This window comes from Actinoplanes cyaneus, assembly GCF_016862095.1.
Lineage (GTDB): Bacteria > Actinomycetota > Actinomycetes > Mycobacteriales > Micromonosporaceae > Actinoplanes > Actinoplanes cyaneus.
In genome coordinates, this window is the sequence record NZ_BOMH01000011.1 from 14,284 (window position 1) to 35,858 (window position 21,575).

Annotated in this window: 21 protein-coding genes; 10 read left to right on the top strand and 11 right to left on the bottom strand. The window is 70.9% G+C overall.

The window, feature by feature from the left end; translation table 11 throughout:
• Positions 1-49 precede the first annotated feature (49 nt).
• From Acy02nite_RS07300 to Acy02nite_RS07310, 3 genes are all read left to right on the top strand, one after another.
• Positions 50-1,849 (top strand): glycoside hydrolase family 15 protein, encoded by a 1,800-nt coding sequence (locus tag Acy02nite_RS07300; protein WP_203739048.1) that lies wholly within the window; start codon positions 50-52, stop codon positions 1,847-1,849.
• 200 nt (positions 1,850-2,049) lie between these two features.
• Positions 2,050-3,273, top strand: a complete 1,224-nt coding sequence (locus tag Acy02nite_RS07305; protein WP_203739049.1) for an AAA family ATPase — start codon at positions 2,050-2,052, stop codon at positions 3,271-3,273.
• On the top strand, positions 3,270-3,905 hold the full coding sequence (locus Acy02nite_RS07310) for an RloB family protein (protein WP_203739050.1): 636 nt from the start codon (positions 3,270-3,272) through the stop codon (positions 3,903-3,905). Before Acy02nite_RS07305 ends, Acy02nite_RS07310 begins: the two co-directional genes overlap by 4 nt.
• Before the next feature lie 10 nt (positions 3,906-3,915).
• On the opposite strand, the gene Acy02nite_RS07315 is transcribed toward Acy02nite_RS07310, so the two are convergent.
• Positions 3,916-4,326, bottom strand: coding sequence for a winged helix-turn-helix transcriptional regulator (locus Acy02nite_RS07315; RefSeq protein ID WP_203739051.1), 411 nt, complete (start codon positions 4,324-4,326; stop codon positions 3,916-3,918).
• Between the two features lie 111 nt (positions 4,327-4,437).
• Between Acy02nite_RS07315 and Acy02nite_RS07320 the strand changes: the two genes are divergently transcribed.
• Together Acy02nite_RS07320 and Acy02nite_RS07325 are read left to right on the top strand one after the other, a co-directional pair.
• Positions 4,438-5,118 carry an SDR family NAD(P)-dependent oxidoreductase gene (locus tag Acy02nite_RS07320; protein WP_203739052.1) on the top strand — a complete coding sequence of 227 codons (681 nt, stop codon included), beginning with the start codon at positions 4,438-4,440 and terminating at the stop codon, positions 5,116-5,118.
• 537 nt (positions 5,119-5,655) lie between these two features.
• Positions 5,656-6,642 (top strand): aldo/keto reductase, encoded by a 987-nt coding sequence (locus Acy02nite_RS07325; protein WP_203739053.1) that lies wholly within the window; start codon positions 5,656-5,658, stop codon positions 6,640-6,642.
• Between the two features lie 128 nt (positions 6,643-6,770).
• On the opposite strand, the gene Acy02nite_RS07330 is transcribed toward Acy02nite_RS07325, so the two are convergent.
• The gene (locus tag Acy02nite_RS07330) at positions 6,771-8,006 is read right to left on the bottom strand and encodes a pyridoxal phosphate-dependent aminotransferase (RefSeq protein WP_203739054.1); all 1,236 of its coding nucleotides are present in this window, start codon (positions 8,004-8,006) and stop codon (positions 6,771-6,773) included.
• 265 nt (positions 8,007-8,271) lie between these two features.
• On the opposite strand from Acy02nite_RS07330, the gene Acy02nite_RS07335 reads away from it, so the two are divergent.
• The 4 genes from Acy02nite_RS07335 to Acy02nite_RS07350 all read left to right on the top strand — a co-directional run bounded on the left by Acy02nite_RS07335 (position 8,272) and on the right by Acy02nite_RS07350 (position 11,576).
• Positions 8,272-9,729 carry an alpha-amylase family protein gene (locus Acy02nite_RS07335; protein ID WP_203739055.1) on the top strand — a complete coding sequence of 486 codons (1,458 nt, stop codon included), beginning with the start codon at positions 8,272-8,274 and terminating at the stop codon, positions 9,727-9,729.
• A gap of 330 nt (positions 9,730-10,059) precedes the next feature.
• Positions 10,060-10,626: an Rv1733c family protein gene (locus Acy02nite_RS07340; protein ID WP_203739056.1), complete on the top strand. Its 567-nt coding sequence runs from the start codon at positions 10,060-10,062 to the stop codon at positions 10,624-10,626.
• 100 nt (positions 10,627-10,726) lie between these two features.
• Positions 10,727-11,161, top strand: coding sequence for a helix-turn-helix transcriptional regulator (locus tag Acy02nite_RS07345; protein ID WP_203739057.1), 435 nt, complete (start codon positions 10,727-10,729; stop codon positions 11,159-11,161).
• Positions 11,162-11,171: 10 nt separating this feature from the next.
• Entirely contained in the window at positions 11,172-11,576 is a 405-nt protein-coding gene (locus tag Acy02nite_RS07350; protein ID WP_203739058.1) for a VOC family protein, read from the top strand.
• On the opposite strand, the gene Acy02nite_RS07355 is transcribed toward Acy02nite_RS07350, so the two are convergent.
• From Acy02nite_RS07355 to Acy02nite_RS07395, 9 genes are read right to left on the bottom strand one after another with little or no spacing between them, the layout of a single operon-like run.
• The gene (locus tag Acy02nite_RS07355) at positions 11,563-13,221 is read right to left on the bottom strand and encodes a sensor histidine kinase (RefSeq protein WP_239174393.1); all 1,659 of its coding nucleotides are present in this window, start codon (positions 13,219-13,221) and stop codon (positions 11,563-11,565) included. The genes Acy02nite_RS07350 and Acy02nite_RS07355 overlap by 14 nt on opposite strands.
• 40 nt (positions 13,222-13,261) lie before the next feature.
• On the bottom strand, positions 13,262-14,179 hold the full coding sequence (locus tag Acy02nite_RS07360) for a type II secretion system F family protein (RefSeq protein WP_203739059.1): 918 nt from the start codon (positions 14,177-14,179) through the stop codon (positions 13,262-13,264).
• Position 14,180: 1 nt separating this feature from the next.
• Positions 14,181-15,143: a type II secretion system F family protein gene (locus Acy02nite_RS07365; RefSeq protein ID WP_203739060.1), complete on the bottom strand. Its 963-nt coding sequence runs from the start codon at positions 15,141-15,143 to the stop codon at positions 14,181-14,183.
• Between the two features lie 2 nt (positions 15,144-15,145).
• Positions 15,146-16,513, bottom strand: coding sequence for a TadA family conjugal transfer-associated ATPase (locus Acy02nite_RS07370; RefSeq protein ID WP_203739061.1), 1,368 nt, complete (start codon positions 16,511-16,513; stop codon positions 15,146-15,148).
• Positions 16,510-17,679 (bottom strand): CpaE/TadZ family protein, encoded by a 1,170-nt coding sequence (locus Acy02nite_RS07375; protein WP_203739062.1) that lies wholly within the window; start codon positions 17,677-17,679, stop codon positions 16,510-16,512. The genes Acy02nite_RS07370 and Acy02nite_RS07375 overlap by 4 nt, the downstream gene beginning before the upstream one ends.
• 37 nt (positions 17,680-17,716) lie before the next feature.
• On the bottom strand, positions 17,717-18,523 hold the full coding sequence (locus tag Acy02nite_RS07380) for an RcpC/CpaB family pilus assembly protein (RefSeq protein WP_203739063.1): 807 nt from the start codon (positions 18,521-18,523) through the stop codon (positions 17,717-17,719).
• A gap of 23 nt (positions 18,524-18,546) precedes the next feature.
• Entirely contained in the window at positions 18,547-19,878 is a 1,332-nt protein-coding gene (locus Acy02nite_RS07385; RefSeq protein WP_203739064.1) for a pilus assembly protein TadG-related protein, read from the bottom strand.
• On the bottom strand, positions 19,866-20,363 hold the full coding sequence (locus Acy02nite_RS07390; RefSeq protein ID WP_264653258.1) for a TadE/TadG family type IV pilus assembly protein: 498 nt from the start codon (positions 20,361-20,363) through the stop codon (positions 19,866-19,868). Before Acy02nite_RS07390 ends, Acy02nite_RS07385 begins: the two co-directional genes overlap by 13 nt.
• Positions 20,263-20,673 carry a response regulator gene (locus Acy02nite_RS07395; RefSeq protein ID WP_203739066.1) on the bottom strand — a complete coding sequence of 137 codons (411 nt, stop codon included), beginning with the start codon at positions 20,671-20,673 and terminating at the stop codon, positions 20,263-20,265. The genes Acy02nite_RS07390 and Acy02nite_RS07395 overlap by 101 nt, the downstream gene beginning before the upstream one ends.
• Positions 20,674-20,874: 201 nt before the next feature.
• Here Acy02nite_RS07395 and Acy02nite_RS07400 point away from each other — a divergent pair, with 201 nt between their 5' ends.
• A complete protein-coding gene (locus Acy02nite_RS07400; protein WP_203739067.1) occupies positions 20,875-21,348 on the top strand; it encodes a hypothetical protein in 474 nt (157 codons plus the stop codon).
• Positions 21,349-21,575 lie beyond the last annotated feature (227 nt).

A 21,575-nucleotide genomic window follows, 5' to 3' on the forward strand; every position in this document is an offset into this window, starting at 1 on the left:
CGGCCCCCGGCGGCGGTTTCCTGTTCCGCTGCCCGGGTACAGGTCTCGCATGCCTCTGCCGATCGAGGACTACGCGATCATCGCCGACACCCACACCTCCGCGCTCGTCGGCCGCAACGGATCGATCGACTGGCTGTGCGTGCCGCGCTTCGACTCCGGTGCCATCTTCGCGGCCCTGCTCGGCACGGCCGACAACGGTCATTGGAGCCTGCGCCCGCGGGACGTCGTGACCACGCGGCGCCGCTACCGCGACGAGACGCTGGTCCTGGAGACCGAGTTCGAGACCCCCGGCGGGGTGGCGCGCATCATCGACTTCATGCCGCCGCGCACCGAGTCGCCGTCGGTCATCCGGATCGTCGAGGGGGTGCGCGGCGAGGTCCACTTCGACATGGAGCTGCGGCTGCGCTTCGACTACGGGCACGTGGTGCCGTGGGTCTACCGCGAAGGCGAGGCCCTGGTCGCGGTCGCCGGCCCGGACGCGGCCTGGCTCCGTACCCCGGCCACGCTCTTCGGCGAGAACCTCACCACCAAAGCCGATTTCGCCGTACGGGCGGGGGAGCGCGTGCCGTTCGTCCTGACCTGGCGCCCGTCGCACCTTCCGCCGCCCGAGCCGCTCGACCCCGCCCACGAGCTCGGCGTCACCGAGGGCTACTGGCGCGGATGGGTCTCCGCCTGCACGTACGAGGGGGAGTGGCGGGACGCCGTCGTACGCTCCCTGCTCACACTGAAGGCGCTGACCTACGCGCCCACCGGCGGCATCGTCGCCGCGGCCACCACCAGCCTGCCCGAGAAACTGGGTGGCGTCCGCAACTGGGACTACCGGTTCTGCTGGCTGCGCGACGCCACCATCACCCTGCAGTCGCTGCTGTTCTCCGGCTTCCAGAGCGAGGCCATCGCCTGGCGCAAATGGCTCCTGCGGGCGATCGCCGGAAACCCCGCCGAACTGCAGATCATGTACGGCGTGGCCGGTGAGCGCCGCCTCGACGAGTACATCGCCGACTGGCTGACCGGCTACGACGGCAATCCGGTCCGGATCGGCAACGCCGCCGCGGAGCAGTTCCAGCTCGACGTCTACGGCGAGGTGATGGACGCGCTGCACCAGGGCCGGCGGGCCGGGCTGAAAGCCGACGACCCGGCGTGGGGCCTGCAGGTCAAACTGATGGAGTTCGTCGAGGAGCACTGGCAGGAGCCGGACGAGGGCATCTGGGAGGTGCGCGGCGGCTCCCAGCACTTCACCCACTCCAAGCTGATGGCGTGGGTGGCGGCCGACCGCGCGGTCAAGGCGATCGAGGAGTTCGGCCTGGACGGGCCGCTGGAGCGGTGGACCGTCCTGCGGGACACGATCCGCGCCGACATCCTGGAGAAGGGCTACGACCCGGTCCGCAAGACGTTCACGCAGTACTACGGCTCCGAGGAGCTCGACGCGGCGATGCTCATGGTCCCGCTCGTCGGCTTCCTCCCGGCCGGCGACGAGCACGTCCGCGGCACCGTCAAGGCGATCGAGGAACACCTGATGGTGGACGGTTTCGTGCAGCGGTACACCCAGCACCCGGACACCGAGGTGGACGGCCTCCCGCCCGGCGAGGGCGCGTTCCTGGCCTGCACGTTCTGGCTCGCCGACAACTACGCCCTGATGGGCCGCCACGAGGAGGCCCGGGAGACCTTCGCCCGGCTGCTCGCGCTCCGCAACGACGTGGGCCTGCTCTCCGAGGAGTACGACACCACGGCCGGCCGCCTCGTCGGCAACTTCCCGCAGGCGTTCAGCCACGTCCCGCTCATCGACACGGCCCGGACCCTGAGCAACGCCCTCGCGCCGACCGAGGCCCGAGCCGGAGAGAACTCCCGCTGAACGCTCAGCGCTTCTCGCACGCCCCGCCGCCGTTGTCCCGGGCGGCTTCCCCGGGCACCCGCTCACCGCCCTGTCCACCTCACTTCCGCGCGGCTGTCAGTCATGAAATGACGGTCATGAAGTCGTCAGAAGCATGAATTCGTCAAGATGGCACGAAATCCATGCTCAGTAAGCGCCATCAGCGTCAGTAGGCTGATGCTGTGCTGATTCGTTTCGAGGCGTCCAACTTCCGGTCCATCGCGGAGTCGGTCGAGTTGTCGATGGTGGCGGTCGACCGTGATCGCGACGCGGCGCGTGATCAGCCGATGCTGGGCGAGAGCCTGCTGACCCGAGCGGCGATCTACGGCCCCAACGCCTCGGGCAAGTCGAACGTCCTCTCCGCGTTGAACTGGTTGAGCGACGCGGTGCAGGAGTCGCTCCGGGCCTGGGATCTGCTCATCCCCGTGGAGCCGTTCGTCTTCGCCGCGGAGCCGCCGGCGAGCGAGTTCGTCTTCGAGGCCGTGGTCGACGGCGTCCGGTTCGAGTATTTCTTGGAGGTCGACGCCGACCGCATCCATTACGAGGCTCTGTTCCACTACCCCGAGAAGAAGCGGCGACGGGTCTTCGAGCGGGAAGGCGACGACCTCAAGCTGCAGCGTGGCCTCGGCGCACTGTCCGGGACACGGGAGTTGCTGACCCGCCGGACCGTTGCGCTCTCCGCCGCGCGCCGGTTCGGTGAGCCGTTGGTGACCCGGTTCGCTGACGAGATCACACAGATCCAGGCGTTCGGGATGTCCTTCGGCGAACCGCTGACGATTCGGCCGGATCTCCTGCGCAATCAGGGGCCGTTCCTCGACTCCCAGCCGCCGGAAGAGCGGCAGAAGGCACTGACCATGTTGCGGATGGCAGATCTCGGCATCGACGACGTCGAGATCTCCGACTCGGCGCGGAAGGTCCCCGGCCACTCCTCCTTTCTCGACCGCCGGGTCCGTCTGCTTCACAAGACAGCGAGCGGCGTCGTCCCGTTCGATCTCGTGGCCGAGTCGCAGGGGACGCGAACGTGGCTGGAACTCATCGAACCGGTTCTCGAAGCCCTGTCACGTGGATCGCTCCTGCTCCTCGACGAGTTGGACGCGAGCCTGCACCCGACGCTCTCGTCGGAGTTGTTGCGGATCTTCGCCAGCCGATCACTCAATCCGAAGGGCGCACAGCTCATCTTCACGTCACACGACACGAGTCTGCTGAATCATCTGAACCGCGATGAGGTCTGGCTCACCGAGAAACGGCCGGACGGCTCGACCCGGCTCGGCGCGCTGGCCGAGTTCGCCGGCGAACGGGTGCGCAAGTCGCAGAATCTGGAGTCCGCGTACCTGCACGGGCGATTCGGTGCCCTTCCACACGTCGATCAGGCGGCTTTCCTGCGGGCGCTCGGGCTGATCGGGTGAGCGCGACGCGGCGTCGGCGCGGCGGCAAACCGCTTCGGCGCGCCACGGCAACGCGCCCCGAACTCCGTACCGTGCTGGTCTTCTGCGAAGGCGCGAACTCCGAGCCGGACTACGTCACCGGACTCAAACGCCTGCCCCACGTACTGCGGAACACCGCGCTGAACATCGAGATCCATCCGGAGCACGGCACGCCGATGACCCTGGTGAGAATGGCGGCGGAGCGGAGAAAGGATCCCGAGGTCGACGAGTGCTGGTGTCTCTTCGACGTCGAGTGGCCCAAGCACCATCCGAACCTGTCCGAAGCGGTGGACCTGGCGAAGCGGGCCGGTGTCCGGCTGGCGATCTCCAACCCGTGCTTCGAGCTGTGGCTGATCCTGCACCACAGGGACCACACCCAGTTCGTGGACACCGGCTCGGCGGAGAGCGAGAGCCGTCGGCTTGACGGGCGGAAGGGCAAGACGATCGATGCGGCCCGGTACGTGCCGTTACGGCAGGCAGCCGCTCGGCGGGCAGAGTTGTTGGAGAGGCGGCACACCAAGGACGGGACACGCTTTCCGGATGACAATCCGTCGTCCGGAATGCACCTGTTTCTGAATGCCATCGAGGGAGGAGGAGCGTTCTCCGGTCGCTGACCGAGTGCGGTCACCGCTCTGGGTGAACAGACCGCGGGGTGTCCGTGCTCAGGCCCGCGGTTGCTCCGGCCGCCGTGAACCGTCCCTGGTTCTCGGCGATCTCGTCGAGGTGGGTCCACGCCCACTCACCCAGCGCCCGCACCGGCGGCAGCAGCGTCCGGCCCAGGTCGGTGAGCTGGTACTCCACCCGGGGTGGAACGCTCGGATAGGCGGTCCGGTCGACCAGGCCGTCGCGCTCCAGGGCGCGCAGGGTCACCGTGAGCATCCGGTGGGAGATCCCGGTGACGGCCCGCTGCAAGGCCCCGAACCGCACCGGCCCGTGCTCCAGATGCCCGATGACCAGCAGGGTCCACTTGTCCCCGACCAGGGTGAGCACCTTGAGGACCCGCTGGCACGTCTCTGGATCGGCCGTCTCGAACATCGGTTACCTCCGCGTGCGTAACGCACCTTTTCATGCGGTCTTGTGCGGTCTCTGCCACTCACGGAGCATCAGGCAAGGCACTAAAAGTAACCGTTGGTAAGGAGCTTCTCCATGCCCCGAACGATCGCTGTGGTCGGCGCCGGCCCGGGTCTCGGCCTCGCCGTGGCGCGCGCTTTCGGCCGCGAAGGCTTCCACGTCGGCCTGATCGCGCGTGACGCCGCTCGCCTGGCCGCGGACGTCACCACGCTCGCCGCCGAGGGCGTGACCGCTTCCGCCCACCCCGCCGACATCCGCGACCGCACCGCGCTCCGAGCCGCCCTCGAACGTCTCGGTCCGGTCGACGTCCTCGAGTTCAGCCCCGGCCCGCAGGGCGCCCCGATCACCACGGCCGAGGCCACCACCGTGGAGTCCGCCACCGCCCAGTTCGAGTTGAACGTCCTCGGCGCCATCGTCGCGGCCGACACCGTCCTGCCCGCGATGCTCGCACGCGGCGCCGGCACCCTGATCTTCACCACGGGCGCCTCGTCGATCCTGCCCATCGGCATCCTGGGCAGCGCCGGCCTGGCGATGGCGGCCCTCCGCAACTGGGCGCTGTCGCTGCACGAGCAACTCGCCTCCCGCGGAGTCCACGTCGGCACTGTCACCATCGCCACCGGCCTGGCCGAGAGCAACCTGACCGAGGTCGCCGCCCAGTACGTCGCCATGTGGCGATCCGCCACACCGGAACACTTGATCGGCGACCTCGACGATCTCCGCGCCCGCCTCGCCGCCCTGACGCCCGCGGGCGGGTAGACCCGGTGTGGCGTCGGTGCGCGGGTAGACCCGCCCTGGTGCCGGCGCGCGGATGGACCCGCCGTGACGCGGCGCGCGGATGGACCCGTCCACCCGCCCGGGATTCACTCCGCCCCGGGGCTGGGGCGAGCCGCTCGGTCCGTGCCCGGGCCGCCGCGCGGCCCGCGCCGCGCAGTCCGATCCCGGCTGGCGCTGAGGGTTGTTCCCGGACCGGATCACAGCCGTGAGCGCCAGCCGGCTCGCCCGGCGGTGCGTGGCTTGCTCGGCGGTGCCGGGCGGTGCCGGGCGGATGGCGTCCGGCGGGTTGCGGTCCCGGCTGGTTCTCATGGGCGTTATGAGGGACGAATAACGCCCATGAGAACCAGCCGGAACCGTGAGGCGCGCTGCGGCCGTGCGCGCGGCGGGGCTCGCGTTCCCGCACGGCGGGGCTTGTCTTGCCGCGGGACGGCTTGCGGGGTGGGGCTTGCGTTGCCGGGGGTGGCGGGGCTCGCTTGCTGACGGGCGTGGGCGGGGTGATCGGCTGGGTAGCGTGAGGGCATGCAGCAGAGAGCACTGGGGAAGCTGACGGTTTCGGGCATCGGGTTCGGGGCCATGGGGATGAGCCACGGATACGGGCCGGGGCCGGATCGGGACGCGAACATCGGGCTGCTCAGGGCGGCGGTCGAGCGCGGGGTCACGCTCTTCGACACCGCCGAGGTGTACGGGCCGTGGGTGAACGAGGAACTGGTCGGGGAGGCGCTGGAGCCGTTCCGCGGGCAGGTGGTGATCGCCACCAAGTTCGGCTTCGTCATCGACGCGGACGGCAAGCAGCAGCCGGGCACTGACAGCCGCCCGGAGAACATCCGCAAGGTCGCCGACGCGTCGCTGAAGCGGCTGCGGGTGGACGCGATTGACCTGTTCTACCAGCATCGGGTGGACCCTGACGTGCCGATCGAGGAGGTCGCCGGGGCGGTGCGGGAGCTGATCGAGGCCGGCAAGGTGCGGCATTTCGGGCTGTCCGAGGCGGCGGCCGGGACGATCCGGCGGGCGCACGCCGTGCAGGAGGTCACCGCGGTGCAGAGTGAGTATTCGCTGTGGTGGCGCCGACCCGAGGACGAGCTGCTGGACACCCTGGGTGAGCTGGGGATCGGGTTCGTGCCGTTCAGCCCGCTGGGCCGGGGCTTCCTGACCGGGAAGATCGGGGCGGACACGGTCTTCGCGGAGAACGACATGCGCAACGGGCTGCCGCGGTTCTCGGCGCAGGCGCGGGAGGCGAACCAAGCGCTGGTCGAGGTGATCGGGCGGCTGGGCGCGGCCCGCGGCGCGACTCCGGCGCAGGTGGCGCTCGCCTGGCTGCTGGCGCAGCGGCCGTGGATCGTGCCGATTCCGGGCACGCGGCGGCTGGAGCGGCTGGACGAGAACCTCGGGGCCGCCGAGCTGACGCTGACCGCCGCCGACCTCGAGGAGATCGAGGCCGCGGCGGCCCGGGTCAAAGTGGTCGGCGAGCGCTACCCGGAGCAGATGGAGAACATGACCAATCTCTGACCGCGCCCACCCGCGGACCTCGCCCTTCCGGGTTTCGCGTTCGGGGCCGGCCACGGCCCTGCGAAGCCCGCAAGGGTCCCCGCGGGAGCGACGATCCGGACCACAGCGGAGATGGGCAAGGAAAGGTCTTATCCGGCAGCGGCGCGACGCGCGGTGTACTCGCCGGTGCTGCGCTGCTCCTCGTAGGACTCTGCCCAGCGCCGGCTGGTGCTCTCCAGTTGGTCGGCGTCATAGACGGACCGTCCGTGGAAGCGCTGGGAGTAGTCGAGCATGCCGTCGACGAGACGGTCCACGTCCTGCCCCGTCCGGACGACGAGGCGCATGAACTGGCTGGTCATGCCGAGTTTGTTGCCGCACTCGCGGGTCATGATGCCGTGGTTGGCGACGAGGAAGTCGCGCAGTGCCACGCCGGACCATTCGGTGGGGAGTTTGACCAGGTAGAAGTTGCCCTGTGAGGGGAAGACCGTGAGGCCGGGGATGCGCTGCAGCTCGCGGCCCATCGAGCGGCGGTCGCGGCTGAGCAGGCGCAGGCTCTCCTCGTACTCCATCTCGTGGTCCTGGATCATGTGGACGACCTTCTCCGCGAGGGAGTTCAGGTTCCACTTCGGCAGCATCTTCGCGATCTTGCCGGCGATCGCGGGGTTGGCCAGCATGTACCCGAAGCGGATGCCGTGCAGGCCGAAGTTCTTGCCGAGCGACTTGAGGACGACCGTGTTCGGGCGGATCACCGCGTCCGGGCCGACCGACGGGTAACGCTCGGCGTCGGAGAAATCGATGAAGGATTCGTCGACGACGACCAGGTCCAGGTCACTGAGCTGGTCCATGAAACGGATGACGTCGCGGCGCGGGAGGTAGTTGCCGTCCGGGTTGTTGACGTTGCAGACGACCGCCACCCGGGAGCGGCGCTCGCGGATGAACTCGACGTACTCGTCGAGGTCGAGCCGGAAGCCGTCGCGTTCCTGCAGCGGGAACATGTCGACCCGCTTGCCGGTCTCCAGCGGCTGGTCGGTCCACCGGCCGAACGTCGGGATCGGGACGGCCAGACTCTCCTTGACCAGCAGATGGTCGATCCAGGTGATCAGCTCGGTGGAGCCGTTCGCCATCGCGACCGTCTGCGGGTGCAGGTTCAGCACGGAGGCCAGCTTCTTCGTGATGGTCGCCGAGTCGCTCGGGTAGTACTTGAGGATGCTCTTCAGCTCGCGGCTGAGCTCGTCGAACATCTCCGGGGTAGGGAAGTAGGGGTTGCACGGAATGCAGAAGTCGACGATCTCCGCGCCGTCGCCGGCCGCTCTGGCCAGGTCGAAGTAGGAAGCGCTGTGCGATCCCTTGTGCAGGATCGAGGTGTCGATTCCGGTCCGTGCCACGGTGCCCTCCCGGTGCGCCTCGGTGACTTTGCCGCCGCGGGATACGGGAGTCGCTGCCCGATCGTTCACAACATCGTTGATCCTCGCGGAGGTTTAAGCCGGAGGAAAGGAACGCCATGCGGGGGCTCCTGCGTGCAGGTCTGATCGCTTGTGTGGTGCTGGGTTCGGTCACCGTGACGGACGAGGCCCGTGCCATCTGCGGGACCGGGATCACGATCAGCGTGGACGCTGCTGATCGGCGCGGCTGAGGCGCTACGGTGTGATCGTGAAGACCGGCTGGCCGACTGCTCCGGCGATCTACGAGATCGACACCTGGCCGTGGCTGACCGGCCTGTCCCGGCGGTTCGGCCGTCCCGTCACCCTGGCCGACGTGCCGGCCGTGGTGTGGGACGAGGTCGCCGCCCGCGGCATGGACGCGGTCTGGCTGATGGGTGTCTGGGAGCGCAGCCCGGCCGGTCTCGCGGTCGCGCGCGTCAACGACGGGCTGCAACGGGCGTTCCGGCACGCGCTGCCCGACCTGACGCCGGCGGATGTGGTGGGCTCGCCCTACTGCGTGCGGCGTTACCGTGCCGACGACCGGCTCGGCGGGCCGGCCGGGCTCGCGCTGGCCCGTGCCGAGCTGCGCCGCCGTGGGCTGAGGCTGATCCTGGACTATGTGCCGAACCACGTCGCGCCGGACCATCCCGCGGTGACCCGGCACCCCGACTGGTTCATCCAGGGCACCGAGCAGGACCTGGCCGACGATCCGGCCGGCTGGTTCCGCGCGGGCGGGCGGGTGATCGCGCACGGGCGGGATCCCTACTTCCCGCCCTGGCCGGACGTCGCCCAGCTCAACGCGTTCTCGCCGGGGATGCGCGCCGCCACCCTGGCCGGAATGACCGACATCGCGGGTCAATGTGACGGCATGCGGTGCGACATGGCCATGCTTCTCACCAACGACATCTTCGCGCGTACGTGGGGTGACCGCGCCGGCCCCGTCCCGGACACCGAGTTCTGGCCACCGATCGTCGGGGAGCTGCGCCGGCGGCACCCCGAGGTGGTGCTGATCGCCGAGGTCTACTGGGACACCGAGTGGCTGTTGCAGCAGCAGGGGTTCGACTTCTGCTACGACAAGCGGCTCTACGACCGGCTGGCGCACGAGGGCGCCGCGGCGGTCCGCGAGCACCTGGCGGCGGGCCGGGAGTATCAGGACGGCCTGATCCGCTTCCTGGAGAACCATGACGAGCCGCGCGCGGCGGCCAGCATGCCCGGCGGGCGCAATCGGGCGGCGGCGGTGGCGATGGCGACCCTGCCGGGGGCGGCGCTCTGGCACGACGGGCAGTTCGAGGGCCGGCGCACCCATCTGCCGGTCTTCCTGGGCCGTTACCCGGACGAGCCGGTCGACCACGGGCTGCGCGACTTCCACCGGCGGCTGATCGAGGTCGCGGCGAGCGTGCGGCAGGGGGAGTGGCGGCTGCTGCCGGCCCACGGGTGGCCCGACAATCCGTCGCACCGTGACCTGCTCGCCTGGTCCTGGGACTCGTCAGTGGTGGTGGTCAACTTCTCCGGGCACGCCTCGCAGGGGCGGGTGGAGCTGCCGTTCGCGGGGCTGGCCGGGCGGGCGTGGCGGATGACGGACCGGCTCGACGGGCGGGTGTTCGAGCGGTCCGGGAGTGAATTGGCGGCCGACGGTCTCTACGTCGACCTGCCGCCGTGGGGATTCCACGTCCTCACCCTTTCCTAGGCCGTGCCCCGCGCGGGCGGCCTGGAGGTCCGCCGGGCTCGCGTCACGGTCTGGTGCGCGAAGGCCGCTGTGGCCTCGGCTTGCGGCGCGGCCCGGGCTCTTCGGCTGGTTCTCATGGGCGTTATTCGGGACGAATAACGCCCATGAGAACCAGCCCGGAGGGCGGGCCGCGCCGCGGACCCGGAGTGCCCGCCTGCCCTGCGTGCCGCACCTACCTCAGCTCGCCCGCGGCAGGTGGTGGTGGAGGGGTCGGCCGGAGTGCGGCGATGTGCGTCGGCGGGGGTTGCTTCCGGGTGATGCTTGCCCCAAAAGGGGAGAGGGAGCGAGCACATGATCGGCTGGGACCGCAACGTCCTGCGCCGCCCCGAGGACCGGATCGAGAGCCTGCTGGTGTTCCTGCTGGTCCTGGTCTTCCTGGCGGGGGCGCCGCTGCTGGCCTGGCGGGCCGGGAAGGCCGGGTACTCGTCGGACATGCGGGCGCGGGACTGGGAGCGGGCGCACGTCTTCCGGGTCGACGCCGTACTGGTGGAGGATTCCGGGACGTTCGGCGCGACCGGGCCTCGGACGGTGGCGCCCCGGGCCGCGCGGGCCACCTGGACGGCTCCGGACGGCTCGGCGCGCAGCGGGATCGTGCAGACCGAGACGGAGGTGCGGGCCGGCGCACGGATCGCGATCTGGGTCGACGACACCGGCAGCCCGCACATGCCACCCGGCCGGCACAGCCCGGCGTCGCAGGGCGTTCTGCTCGCGGTGGCAGCGGTGTTGTGCCTGCTCGTGGCATTGATCGGGGTTCATCGGGCCGGCCGCGGGCTGCTGGACCGCAGGCGGGACCGGGCGTGGACACGGGAGTGGGCGCAGGTCGGGCCGCGCTGGAGTCGTGACCCGCGCTGGCGTTGACGGGCGGGCGCCGGAAGCTGGAGTCGTGGCCCGCGTCGGGAGGCGGGAAGGGCGCTGGTGCTGAGGGCACGCGCGGGCGCGAACGTGTCAGGATGGGGGCGTGACCAGCCACGAGCAGCGGTTGCGCGACCTCAGAGTGTTGCGCCGGGTTCGGGACCGGATCGACCGTGACTACGCCCAGCCCCTGGACGTCGAGGCACTGGCCCGCGGCGCGCACATGTCGGCCGGCCATCTGAGCCGCGAGTTCAGGACCGCCTTCGGCGAATCGCCGTACGGCTATCTGATGACCCGCCGCATCGAGCGTGCCATGTCGTTGCTGCGTCGTGGCGACCTGAGCGTGACCGAGGTCTGTTTCGCCGTCGGGTGTTCGTCACTGGGCACGTTCAGCACCCGGTTCACGCAGCTGGTCGGGATCTCGCCGAGCGCCTACAAGAAGACGGCCGCGGACACGGTCGAGGGCATTCCGGCGTGTGTCGCGAAACAGGTGACCAGACCGGTCAGGAATCGAGAAGCCCGGGCCGTGCCGCGTTCCTAGGCTGGGCGGCATGGACATCAGTATTCACGCGAGTTTCCTCCCGCACGACGACGCGGAGGCGGCCATCAAGTTCTACCGTGACGTGCTCGGTTTCGAGGTGCGCAAGGACGTCGGTTTCCAGGACATGCGCTGGATCACGGTCGGGCCGAAGGGCCAGCCGGTGTCGATCGTGCTGCATCCGCCGGCCGCCGACCCGGGCATCACCGACGACGAGCGGCGGGTGATCGCCGAGCTGATGGCGAAGGGCAGCTTCGCGGCGCTGACCCTCGCCTCCGACAACCTCGACGACGTCTTCGAACGGTTGGTCGCCGCGGGCGCGGAGGTGGTGCAGGAGCCGGCCGATCAGCCGTACGGGATCCGGGATTGTGCCTTCCGCGACCCGGCCGGGAACCTGATCCGGATCAACCAGCTCTAGGCAGCGTCAGGCTCACGACGGTTCCGCCGCCGGGAGCGTCGTCGAGCCGGATCGTCCCGTGGTGCCGTTCCACGATGCGCAGGCAGGTGGAGAGTCCGATTCCGTGCCCGGTGCGCGAGTCCGGATCCACCTGCGCGAACATGTCGAAGATCCGGTCCCGGTGCTCGGCCGGGATGCCGAGGCCGTTGTCGGCGATCGTCAGGAGCCAGGCGCCGGGCCCGGCCGAGTAGCCGATCCGCACGCGCGGCGGCCGGTGCGGGTCGCGGTACTTGATCGCGTTGTCGACGAGGTTCTGCAGGAGCTGGCGCAGCAACGTCCGGTCCCCGGTGACCACCGGCATCGGGCCCTGCGTCAGCACCTCGGCGCCGGTGTGCTCGATCAGCGTCCGCAGGTCCGCGGTCACCTGTTCGAGCACCCCGGCCAGGTCGACGTCGCCGATCTGGCACGGCGCGTGCCCGGCCCGGGCGTAACTGAGCAAAGCCTGCACGAGCTGCTGCATCCGTTCCACCGCGCGCAGCGCCCCGCCGGCCCACTTGGCGGCGCGGGCGTCCAGCTGGTCGTGATACTCCTCGTGGAGCAGCTCGAGGTAGCCGTGCGCCCCGGCGAGCGGCCGGACCAGGTCGTGGCTGACCGCGGCGGCGAAACCCTCCAGCTCGTTGTTGGAGCGTTTCAGCTCGACGACCGCGGCGGCCACCTCGGCGTGCGCCTGCTCCAGCCGCCGGCGGTAGACGCGGTCCTGGGTGACGTCGGTGACGGCGACGACCGCGCCGATCCGCTCACCGCTGTCGGCGAACATGCTGCGGCCGGTGGCGACCACAGTGATGTGCTGACCGGCGGCGGTCCGGATGATGAACTCGGCGTCGTCGACCGCGTCCTCGTGCAGGGCGCGGTTGAGCGGGATGTCCTGCTCCCGCATCGGCGTCACCCCGTCCGGCTGATACAGGCCGAACTCCATCGGCAACTGATCGGGCGGAGTGTGAACGTCGTTCTCGACGCCCGCCCACCGGCGGGCGGCCCGGTTCAGCACGGTCATCCGGCCGGTCTCGTCGGCCGCGGCGATACCGACCCCGACCGTCTCGAGCACGGTGTCGATGAACTTGCGGTCGCGCTGCGCCTGCTCGGCCAGCTCGGCGTTGAGCCGGGCCTGACGACGCCGCTCGAAGAGCCCGACCACCACGTCGCCCAGGTCGGCGAGCCGGGCCATCTGCCGTTCGCCGAGGGTCTTGGGCACGTCGTCGAACACGCAGAGCGTGCCGAGAGCGTAGCCGGACGGGGTGATCAGCGACGTGGAGGCGTAGAACCGGATGTCGCCGCGACGGCCGTCGACGAAGGGATTGCCCGCGTACGCCGGGTGCTTGCTCGCGTCCGTGATCTGGATGGTGTCACCGGCCAGGAAGTGCACGTTGCACATCGACTCGGTGCGGGGCTGCTCACCGCACTCGAAGCCGACCGCCGTGAGCTGGCACTGCCGATTCGCGTCGATCAGGTTCAGGGTGGCGTGCGGGACGTCAGCCACCATCGCCGCGACCCGGACGACCGCCTCCAGCTCGTCGTCGGCCGGCTCGTCGAGCAGCTGGTACTCGTGCAGCGCCGCCAGCCGGTCCTGTTCGAGGTCCCGGAACGGCACGTCGATCAGCAGGGTCACCCCTCGTTCATCGGCCGCCCGGCGACGATTCTTAGCGCTCCTATTCAAAGGACTTGATGAGTTGCAGGACGGCCGGCCCGATCAGGATCACGAAGATCGCCGGCAGCATGCAGAACATCACCGGGAAGATCAGCTTGACCGGCACCTTCTGGGCCAGTTCCTCGGCCCGCTGCCGGCGCCGGACCCGCTGGTCCTGGGCGTGCTCGCGGAGGATGTTCGCCACCGAGATGCCCAGTTCGCCGGCCTGCACCAACGCGGTGACCAGGCGTTTCAGGTCGCGGACGGTGGTACGGTCGGCGAGCGCGCGCAGCGCGTCGGCGCGGGCCACGCCGAGCCGCATCTCCTGCAGCACCCGGCGCAGTTCGTCGGCCATCGGCCCGGCCATGCCACGGCCCACGTGATCCATCGCGGAGTCCAGGCCCAGGCCCGCCTCCACGCCGATGACCAGCGCGTCCATCACGTCCGGCAGCGACCGCAGCAGCAACTGCTGGCGTTTGAGCCCCGCGTTGTAGAGCAGCAGCCGGGGCAGCAGGAAACCGGCGATCAGCCCGGCCGGAGCGCCGAGCAGCCCGCCCCGGCCGCCGCCGAGGGCGTGGCCGACCGCGGCGCAGAACGCGGCGGCGGCCACTGACGCGAGCGGCCGGATCCGGATCACCCGGGCCAGCGGCCAGGCGGGCGGGTTTCCGGCGCGGTCCAGCCCCAGGATCAGCCGGCGTCGATCGCGGCCGGAGGTGAGCACGTCACCGCAGCGCGTCGCCGCGGACCGGACGAGCGAACCGAGCCGGCCGCCGGGCGAGTGGCCGGTCCCGGCCGGGATCGCGGCGTTCGGGCCGTAGGGGGCGAGGGCGCGCAGGATCCGGTCCCGTCGGGGCGGTGGCAGGACCGCGGCGGTGGCGGCGAGCAGCACGGCGAGGGCCGTCCCGAGGGCGCCGGCGACCGCGACGACGGACGCGTCCACCTCAGACCTCGACCTTGACCACGGCGCGCAGCCAGACCGCCCCGATCGCCATGAGGACGACCGCGGCGGCCACCATCACCAGGCCGATCGGCTGCTGGAACAGGGGACGCAGGTAGCCCGGCTGGGTCACCCAGATCCCGCCGGCGGCGAGAAAGGGCATGGCTCCGAGGACGTACGCCGAAACCCGCCCCTCGCCGGACAACGACCGCACCTGTCGTCGCAGGTAGGCCCGCTCCCGCATGGTGTCGGCGGTCGTCTGCATCACCTCGACCAGGCTGCCGCCGACCTCCTTCTGCAGGCGCAACGCCATGACCAGCCAGAGCATCTCGGTGCTGTTCATCCGGTCGCCGACGCGCTCCAGCGCGTCCTCGAACTCGCCGCTGATCCTGGTCTCGGACAGCGCCCGGCGCAGCTCACCGGCGACCGGCCCGTCGTCGTCCCGGACCGTCGCCTCGACCGACTGGTGCAGCGTGAAGCCGGATCGCAGCGAGCTGATCATGAGCTGGAGGACGCCCGGAAGCTCGTCGGAGAACGCCTGCTCCCGGCGGCGGACCCGGGAGCGCAGCACACTGTTCGCACCGGCGAAGCCGGCGGGCAGCCCGAGGACCACGGCGGTGACCGGGCTCAGCAGCAGACCCGCCGCCAGTGCCATCGCCGCGGCGGCGAGCGCCCGGAGCACCAGCCACTCGGACGGCCGCAGCGTGCCGCCGAGCCGGTCCAGCATCGGGGCGCTGCGCCCGGCCAGCCGAGCCAGGCCCGGGCGCTGCTCCACCCGGCGGCCCAGGGCCGCGAGCACCCGGCGCAGCGGCGGTTCCGGTTCCGCCTCGCGGTGCGCCGAGAAGCGCCGCAGCGTGGCGAGCCGGCGCTGGACCGGGGTCCGGCCGAGGGTGGCCCGCAGGATCACGAACGCGATCACGAACACCGCTGCCGCGCCGGCGACGACCGCCGTGACCAGGGCGCTCATGGTCACCGCCGCCGGGTGGCGAACATCCCGGACGGGAGCGTCACGCCGTACATCTGAAGGGTGTCGGTGAAATGCGGGCGGATCCCGGTGGTGCGCAGGACCCCGGAACCGCCCGGGAGCTCGGCGCCGGCCGCCGCGTCGTAGACGAACAGGTCCTGCAGCGTGACGACGTCGCCCTCCATGCCCACCACCTCGGTGATGTGGGTGACCTTGCGGGCGCCGTCCTTGAAGCGGCTGACCTGCAGGATCAGGTCGACCGCGGAGCTGATCTGGTCGCGGATCGCACGGATCGGCAGGTCCATGCCGGCCATCAGCACCATCGTCTCGAGGCGGGACACCGCGTCGCGCGGCGTGTTCGCGTGCAGGGTGGTCAGCGAGCCGTCGTGGCCGGTGTTCATCGCCTGCAGCATGTCCAGCGCTGCCGCGTCGCGGACCTCGCCGACCACGATCCGGTCCGGGCGCATCCGCAGGGCGTTGCGGACCAGATCGCGGGTGGTGATCGTGCCCCGGCCCTCGGAGTTCGGCGGGCGTGACTCCAGGCGCACCACGTGGTCCTGGACCAGTTGCAGCTCGGCGGCGTCCTCGATGGTGACGATGCGCTCGTCGGCCGGGACGAATCCGGAGAGGATGTTCAGGATCGTGGTCTTGCCGGAGCCGGTGCCGCCGCTGACCAGGATGTTGCGCCGGCCGCGCACGCACGCGTCCAGGAACTCCGCGGCCTGCCGGGTCAGCGTGCCGTACTGCAGCAGGTCCCCGACGGTCAGCGGCACCGCGGCGAACTTACGGATGGTCAGCGTCGGCCCGTCCAGCGCGATCGGCGGGACCACGGCGTTGACCCGGCTCCCGTCCGGCAACCGCGCGTCGACGGTCGGGCTGGCCTCGTCCACGCGCCGGCCGACCCGGGAACAGATCCGGTCGATGATCCGGCGCAGGTGCTGCTCGTCGTCGAACTCGGCGGCCACCTTCTCGAGCCGGCCGAACCGTTCGATGTAGACCGAGTGCGGCCCGTTCACCATCACCTCGTTCACCGACGGGTCGCGCAGCAGCGACTCGATCGGGCCGTGGCCGAGCACCTCGTCGGTCACCTCCCGGATGATCCGGGCCCGGTCCGCGCCGGAGAGCGGGGTCTCCTCCCGGGCCAGCAGGTCGTTGAGCACCTCCCGGACCTTCGCGTCCAGGTCCTCGCCGTGACCGCTGCCGTAGAGGGTCGGGCCCAGCTCGTCGGCGAGCCGCCGCTGGATCCGCAGCCGCACCTCGCCGACCTGGTCGACCGGCTGCCGCCCGGCTGCCCGGTAGCGTTCGCCGCCGCGCGTCTCGGCCGGCGGTGGTGGCGGCGTGCCGGCGCCGCCCAGGCGGCTGGAGAGACTCATGAGAACAACCTCCGGAGAAAGCCACGCCGCCGCCGCGGTCCGGTGTCGACCCCGGCGACCCGGTCCCCGAGCTCCCGGATCGCCCGGCTGACCGGGTGCAGCGGGTGGGACGCGGCGATCGGCTCGCCCTTGTCGACCGAGAGCGGCACGTCCCGGCTGGCCGGCACCTGCACCGTGAACGGCATCCCGACCGCCGCCTCCACCTCGGACGGGCTCAGGCCGGCCTGGGTGTTCGCCAGGTTGAGGACCAGCAGGCGCTTGTCCTTCGGGTAGTCGAGCAGGTCGAACATCTCCGAGGTGAGCCGCACCGACTTCAGCGTGGGCAGGTCCGGGGTGACGATCGGGACGAACCAGTCGGACATGTCCAGCGCGGCGAGCACCTGATCGGTGACCACCGCCGGCGTGTCCACCACGACGAAGTCGTAGAGCGGGCGGGCCACGTCCAGCAACTCGACGACGAACTCCCGGCGCACCTGCTCGCCCTCGGCGGGGCTCGGCGGGGCCAGCAGAGCGTCAAGACCTTGGCGGTACGTCGTCACGATGGACCGCAGCCCGGGCTCGTCCAGCCGCCCGGCCATCGGCAGGCCCCCGGCGATGTTGCGTTCCGGGGCCAGCTTCATCATGATCGCCACGTCACCGAACTGCAGGTCCAGATCCATCAGCAGCACCCGGCGCCCGGCACCGGCCAGCGCGACGGCCAGGTTGACCGCCACCACGCTGCGCCCGCAGCCGCCCTTGCCGGCGAAGACCGTCACCACCCGGGCGTACGGGGCGCGGTCGCCGGAGCCGCGCATGCTGGTGCTCAACGCCTTGGAGAGGTCGACCGACCGTACCGACGCGTTGCGCAGGCCCTCCTCGTCATCCTCGGCGACCAGCTCCCGGATGCCGGACTGGAGACAGCGCAGCACCACACCGGCCTCGATCACCCGGCGGATCAGCACCACCCCGATCACCGGGCGCTGCAGCCGCTGGTACGCCGTGAACATCAGCGCCTCGTCCAGATCCACCTCCGGGCCGAGCACCACGAGCAGGGTCTCCGGGTATCGCGGCAGGTAGGACTCCAGCTCGCTCATGCTCTTGAGCATCGTGCCGCCGATCGCGCGGAAGTCGTTGCCCCAGTGCTGACGGCGCTCGTCGTCAGGCTCCACGTAGACGTACAGGCTCATGGCGTCACCAGCGCTGCACCACGGATCCCGGGCCCGCTCATCGGACGACCCAGCTGGTGTCGACGGCCGGGCCGGTGCTCGCGGTGGCGTCCGCGCCGAGCAGCGCGAGGTAGAGGGACCCGCTCTGCGCCGCGTGCACCAGCCGCAGGGCGTCGGTGTCGCCGACGGCGAGCGTCACGACGTACCGCTGAGTCGTCTCTTGCTGGTTCGAGGTCGTGGGCCCAGGGGTGGGGGAGACGCCGGCCGGCGCGGAGGGGGACGCCGCCGTGGTGGCGGCAGGCTGGGGCGCCGCCTCCCCGATGGTGATCACCTGTGCCTTCGGCAGCAGCAGTTCGGTCATCGGGACGGTGTCCCTGTCGCTCTCGGTCAGGACCCTCAGCTGGTACGTGTAATAGACCGCCACCTCGTCGCCGGGCGTGATGTTCCCGGCGACCTGCGGGGCGACGTTGAGCGCCACCGACACGGCGAGCGACTTGCGCGGCACCGGGATGCGGCCGGTGTGCGACGGTGACGGCGGCGCGTGCACGAAGAGCGTCTGCATGATCAGTTGCCGCGGCTGCAGGTCAGCGCCGAGCCGGAGCCGGTCGAGCGCAGCGTCCCAGGTGGTCATCGCCCCGGCCGGCACCGTGACGGTCGGGACCAGGAGCCGCTCGGTCAGGCCCCGGCCGCGGATGTCGGCGCCACTGGTCCCGGCCGCGATGTGCCTGCTCGCCACCAGGACCCAGGTGCCCTCCTTCCCGCTCAGTGCCCGGCGGTCGGCCGAGCGGGCGTAGGACAGCACGGCCATCCCGCTGATCGCGGCCAGCGCCAGCGCGGCCAGCAGGATCAGGATGCGGCGGCGCATCGCGTCATCCCCTCAGGCACCGGTCATCCCGTACGGCCGATCACCATGGCGCCGTAGTACTGCGACGTCGCGAACCGCGTCGGGAGATGGTCGGTCGCCAGCGTCTTGGTGAAGTATCCGTAGACGCAGGACTGTGCGGCGCACAGCAGCTTCTGGACCCCGGAGACCGCGGAGGGGATCGCGGAGTTCGGCGCCAGCAGCCCGGTCAGGAGCCCGCCGAGACCGCTGACCAGGGTCTCGTAACCGGTGAAGACGAACGGCGCGAAACCGACGATCCGGTAGTAGGACGGCAGAATGTTGATCAGCGCGGCCTGCCTGTCGAAGATCGGCACCAGCACCGGCTGACCCGAGGTGACCAGCGCGTTCAGCCGGTTGACGCAGGCGGTCGCCGCTGTCGCGGTGGCGAGGCCGAGGGTGAACCCGCCGACCCAGCTGTCCACCGTCCCGTTGGTCGCCGGGATGTCGGCCAGCGTGCAGGTGGCCGGGTTCGGCGCGCTGACCGGCAGGATCCCCAGCAGCGCGGTCGAGCCGTTCGGCTGCCCCAGCCAGGCGTAGCCGCCGACCGTCTCGGTGACCGCCGCCGGGCAGGACGACGACAGGATGCCGTTGCTGATCGAGACGTAGTCGGTGGCCGGGCTGGAGAGACCGAGCAGCGGGTACACGCCGGTGCCCTGGAGCAGCGGGTTCAGGCCGCCGAGCAGCGGCGGGGCGAAGAACTTGCTGTGGTTGCCGGTGATCCGCAGGAAGTCGCACCTGGAGATGCCGAGGGCGAAGACGTCACTGATCGCCGGCACCCCCCAGGCGACCCGGCCGCACGCGCCCATCCGCGCCCCGGCGTACGCCGCTCCGGCCAGCCCGGCGCCGAACAGCGGCGGCACCACTGTGGTGTTGTCGGCGTTGCGGGTGGTGGTGCGGACCTCGACGTACCGGTACGGCCCGGAGGTGCTGGGCAGCGCGGGACAGCTGACCGGGGTGTTCCAGGAGCCGGGGCAGCCGCTGTCCGGGGTGGTGACGCCGGCCGCGGACACCGTGTAGATGCAGAACTGCACGTCGGAGACGAGGTCCTTGGCGTTCTTGTCGGCGTACTGCTGCGCGTTGTCCCGCTGGGCGCTGACCGTGCAGGACGGCGAGACCAGGTTCCTGTCGGCGGTCGCGGCGCAGACCTGGGCGATCTTCCACGAGGCCGCGTCCGCCCCGCTCTGCAACTGCTCGCGCTCGGCGTAGAGCGCGCCGATGTCGATCACCAGAGCCGCCATGCCGAGCAGCACCCCGGTGCCGGCCAGCGCGGCGACCAGCGCGGTGACCACGCCGTGCTCGCCGCGCGGCGGTGACAGGGCGCGGATCAGCCGACGCATGACATCACCCCGGTGGCGCTCATCGTGATCGTGCCCATGCTCTGGCCGCCGACGAGCTTGACCAGCGCCACCATCGGCGTGATCGGCTGGTACTGGCGGGTCAGGACGACCTTGGCGTCGGCGCCGACGAGCGAGGCGGCGGAGCAGACCGTGACCGCCTGGGTCACCGACGACGCGCCGCCGGCCCCGACGATGCCGTTGACCTTGGTCTGCACCGCCGCGGGCGTGCCGTTGAGCGCGCCGAGCCGGGCGCCCTCCCGGGCCGCCTCGGTGAGCTGGATGTACTGCTGCAGCAGCCGGCCCATGTCGACGATGCCGAACAGGATCAGCAGGATCACCGGCATCACCACGGCGGTCTCCAGCGCCGCCGCGCCCCGGTCCCGGTTACCTCGCGGTGCTCTCCGCTCCCTGGGCGAGCACCATGCGCAACATCCCGGCCAGCCGGTCCGCCGTGTACGGTTTCGCGACGAATGGCGACCCGGCACGGATCAGCCCCTTCTTGACGGCGATTTCCTCCGGCACACCGGAGACGTAGACGATCTTCATGCCCGGTCGCACCTCGGAGGCCGAGCGGGCGAGCTCCCCGCCGGAGACGCCGGGCAGGCCCAGGTCGGTGAGCAGCACGTCGATCGCCCCGCTGTGCACCCGGCACGTCATGATGGCGCTGACCGGGTCCTTCGCGACGAGCACGCTGAACCCGCGCATCTCCAGCATCTGGGTGGCGAGCTCACGCAGGTCCTCGTCGTCCTCCACCAGAAGGACGACCGGCCCCTGCCGCTCGGTTGCTTTCCACATCATTCCTCTCCCGGAGCACGAGGAATCCGGCGACGGCTCGTCGCGTCGTTGCCTCCGTTCACGCTATCCAGCGGTCCGCCCGGACCGCCGCCGTTCGGTGGAAATGCCTTCCGGCCGGACAACTCCGTACGCCCGTGTGCCGTGTCCGCCGCCGCCTGCCTCGTTCGTCGGCGCCCCGTCGATGGCGTAGGTTGACGGGCCATGAGACTGCGGCCGGTTCTCGCGTGGGTTATGCTGGTGGCCGGCTTCACGGCGGTCGTCGGCTCATTCCTGCCGTGGGCGTATGTCGACTTTCCCGTGAGCGGCAGCAGCAAGGTCTCCGGAAGCCTCGTGTCGGACCTGTTCACCGCGTTCTTCGGGGTCGTGATCGCTGGTTACGCGGTGCCCGCCGTCCGCGGCGACCGCCTGCCCGCCCGGGAGACGGTCTTCTCGGTCGGCGCCGGTCTCGTGCTGTTCGCCCTCGGGCTGTGGGACAGCCGGCACCTGACCTCGATGACCGCCGCGCTGGTCGCCGCCGACACCGGCACGACGATCGGGCCCGGCCTGTGGATGTGCATGATCGGCGGCCTGCTGGGCGCGCTCGCGGCGACGGGGCTGGCCTTCCGGGAGAGCCGGGCGGCCCGCCGCTCTCCGAGTGTTCCCGGGGGCCGGGCCGGCGCCCGGGCGGATCGGTGACGGCGGACGGCGTCGCGCGGGGGTGACCGTCCGGCGCGGGCGGGATCGGAGTGCCGTTCCGATGTGGACGCGGCGGCCGTGCGCAGTATGCAACTTGCAGATTTCGGACACCTCATGCCTTGCCGGCTGCCTTGTGTGCCGACCCGGGCACCCTCCGCGATGATGAAGTGACCAGGATGAATGTCCGGCCGCTCGGGAAACGACCCGATCGGCGGCGCCCCGATGGC

Excerpts from the sequence above, each read along its gene's own strand:
- Acy02nite_RS07300 (WP_203739048.1), top strand. The coding sequence starts at position 50 with ATGCCTCTGCCGATCGAGGACTACGCGATCATCGCCGACACCCACACC.
- Acy02nite_RS07315 (WP_203739051.1), bottom strand. The coding sequence starts at position 4,326 with ATGTTCGAGACGGCCGATCCAGAGACGTGCCAGCGGGTCCTCAAGGTG.
- Acy02nite_RS07320 (WP_203739052.1), top strand. The coding sequence starts at position 4,438 with ATGCCCCGAACGATCGCTGTGGTCGGCGCCGGCCCGGGTCTCGGCCTC.
- Acy02nite_RS07325 (WP_203739053.1), top strand. The coding sequence starts at position 5,656 with ATGCAGCAGAGAGCACTGGGGAAGCTGACGGTTTCGGGCATCGGGTTC.
- Acy02nite_RS07340 (WP_203739056.1), top strand. The coding sequence starts at position 10,060 with ATGATCGGCTGGGACCGCAACGTCCTGCGCCGCCCCGAGGACCGGATC.
- Acy02nite_RS07350 (WP_203739058.1), top strand. The coding sequence starts at position 11,172 with ATGGACATCAGTATTCACGCGAGTTTCCTCCCGCACGACGACGCGGAG.
- Acy02nite_RS07365 (WP_203739060.1), bottom strand. The coding sequence starts at position 15,143 with ATGAGCGCCCTGGTCACGGCGGTCGTCGCCGGCGCGGCAGCGGTGTTC.
- Acy02nite_RS07370 (WP_203739061.1), bottom strand. The coding sequence starts at position 16,513 with ATGAGTCTCTCCAGCCGCCTGGGCGGCGCCGGCACGCCGCCACCACCG.
- Acy02nite_RS07375 (WP_203739062.1), bottom strand. The coding sequence starts at position 17,679 with ATGAGCCTGTACGTCTACGTGGAGCCTGACGACGAGCGCCGTCAGCAC.
- Acy02nite_RS07380 (WP_203739063.1), bottom strand. The coding sequence starts at position 18,523 with ATGCGCCGCCGCATCCTGATCCTGCTGGCCGCGCTGGCGCTGGCCGCG.
- Acy02nite_RS07385 (WP_203739064.1), bottom strand. The coding sequence starts at position 19,878 with ATGCGTCGGCTGATCCGCGCCCTGTCACCGCCGCGCGGCGAGCACGGC.
- Acy02nite_RS07395 (WP_203739066.1), bottom strand. The coding sequence starts at position 20,673 with ATGTGGAAAGCAACCGAGCGGCAGGGGCCGGTCGTCCTTCTGGTGGAG.
- Acy02nite_RS07400 (WP_203739067.1), top strand. The coding sequence starts at position 20,875 with ATGAGACTGCGGCCGGTTCTCGCGTGGGTTATGCTGGTGGCCGGCTTC.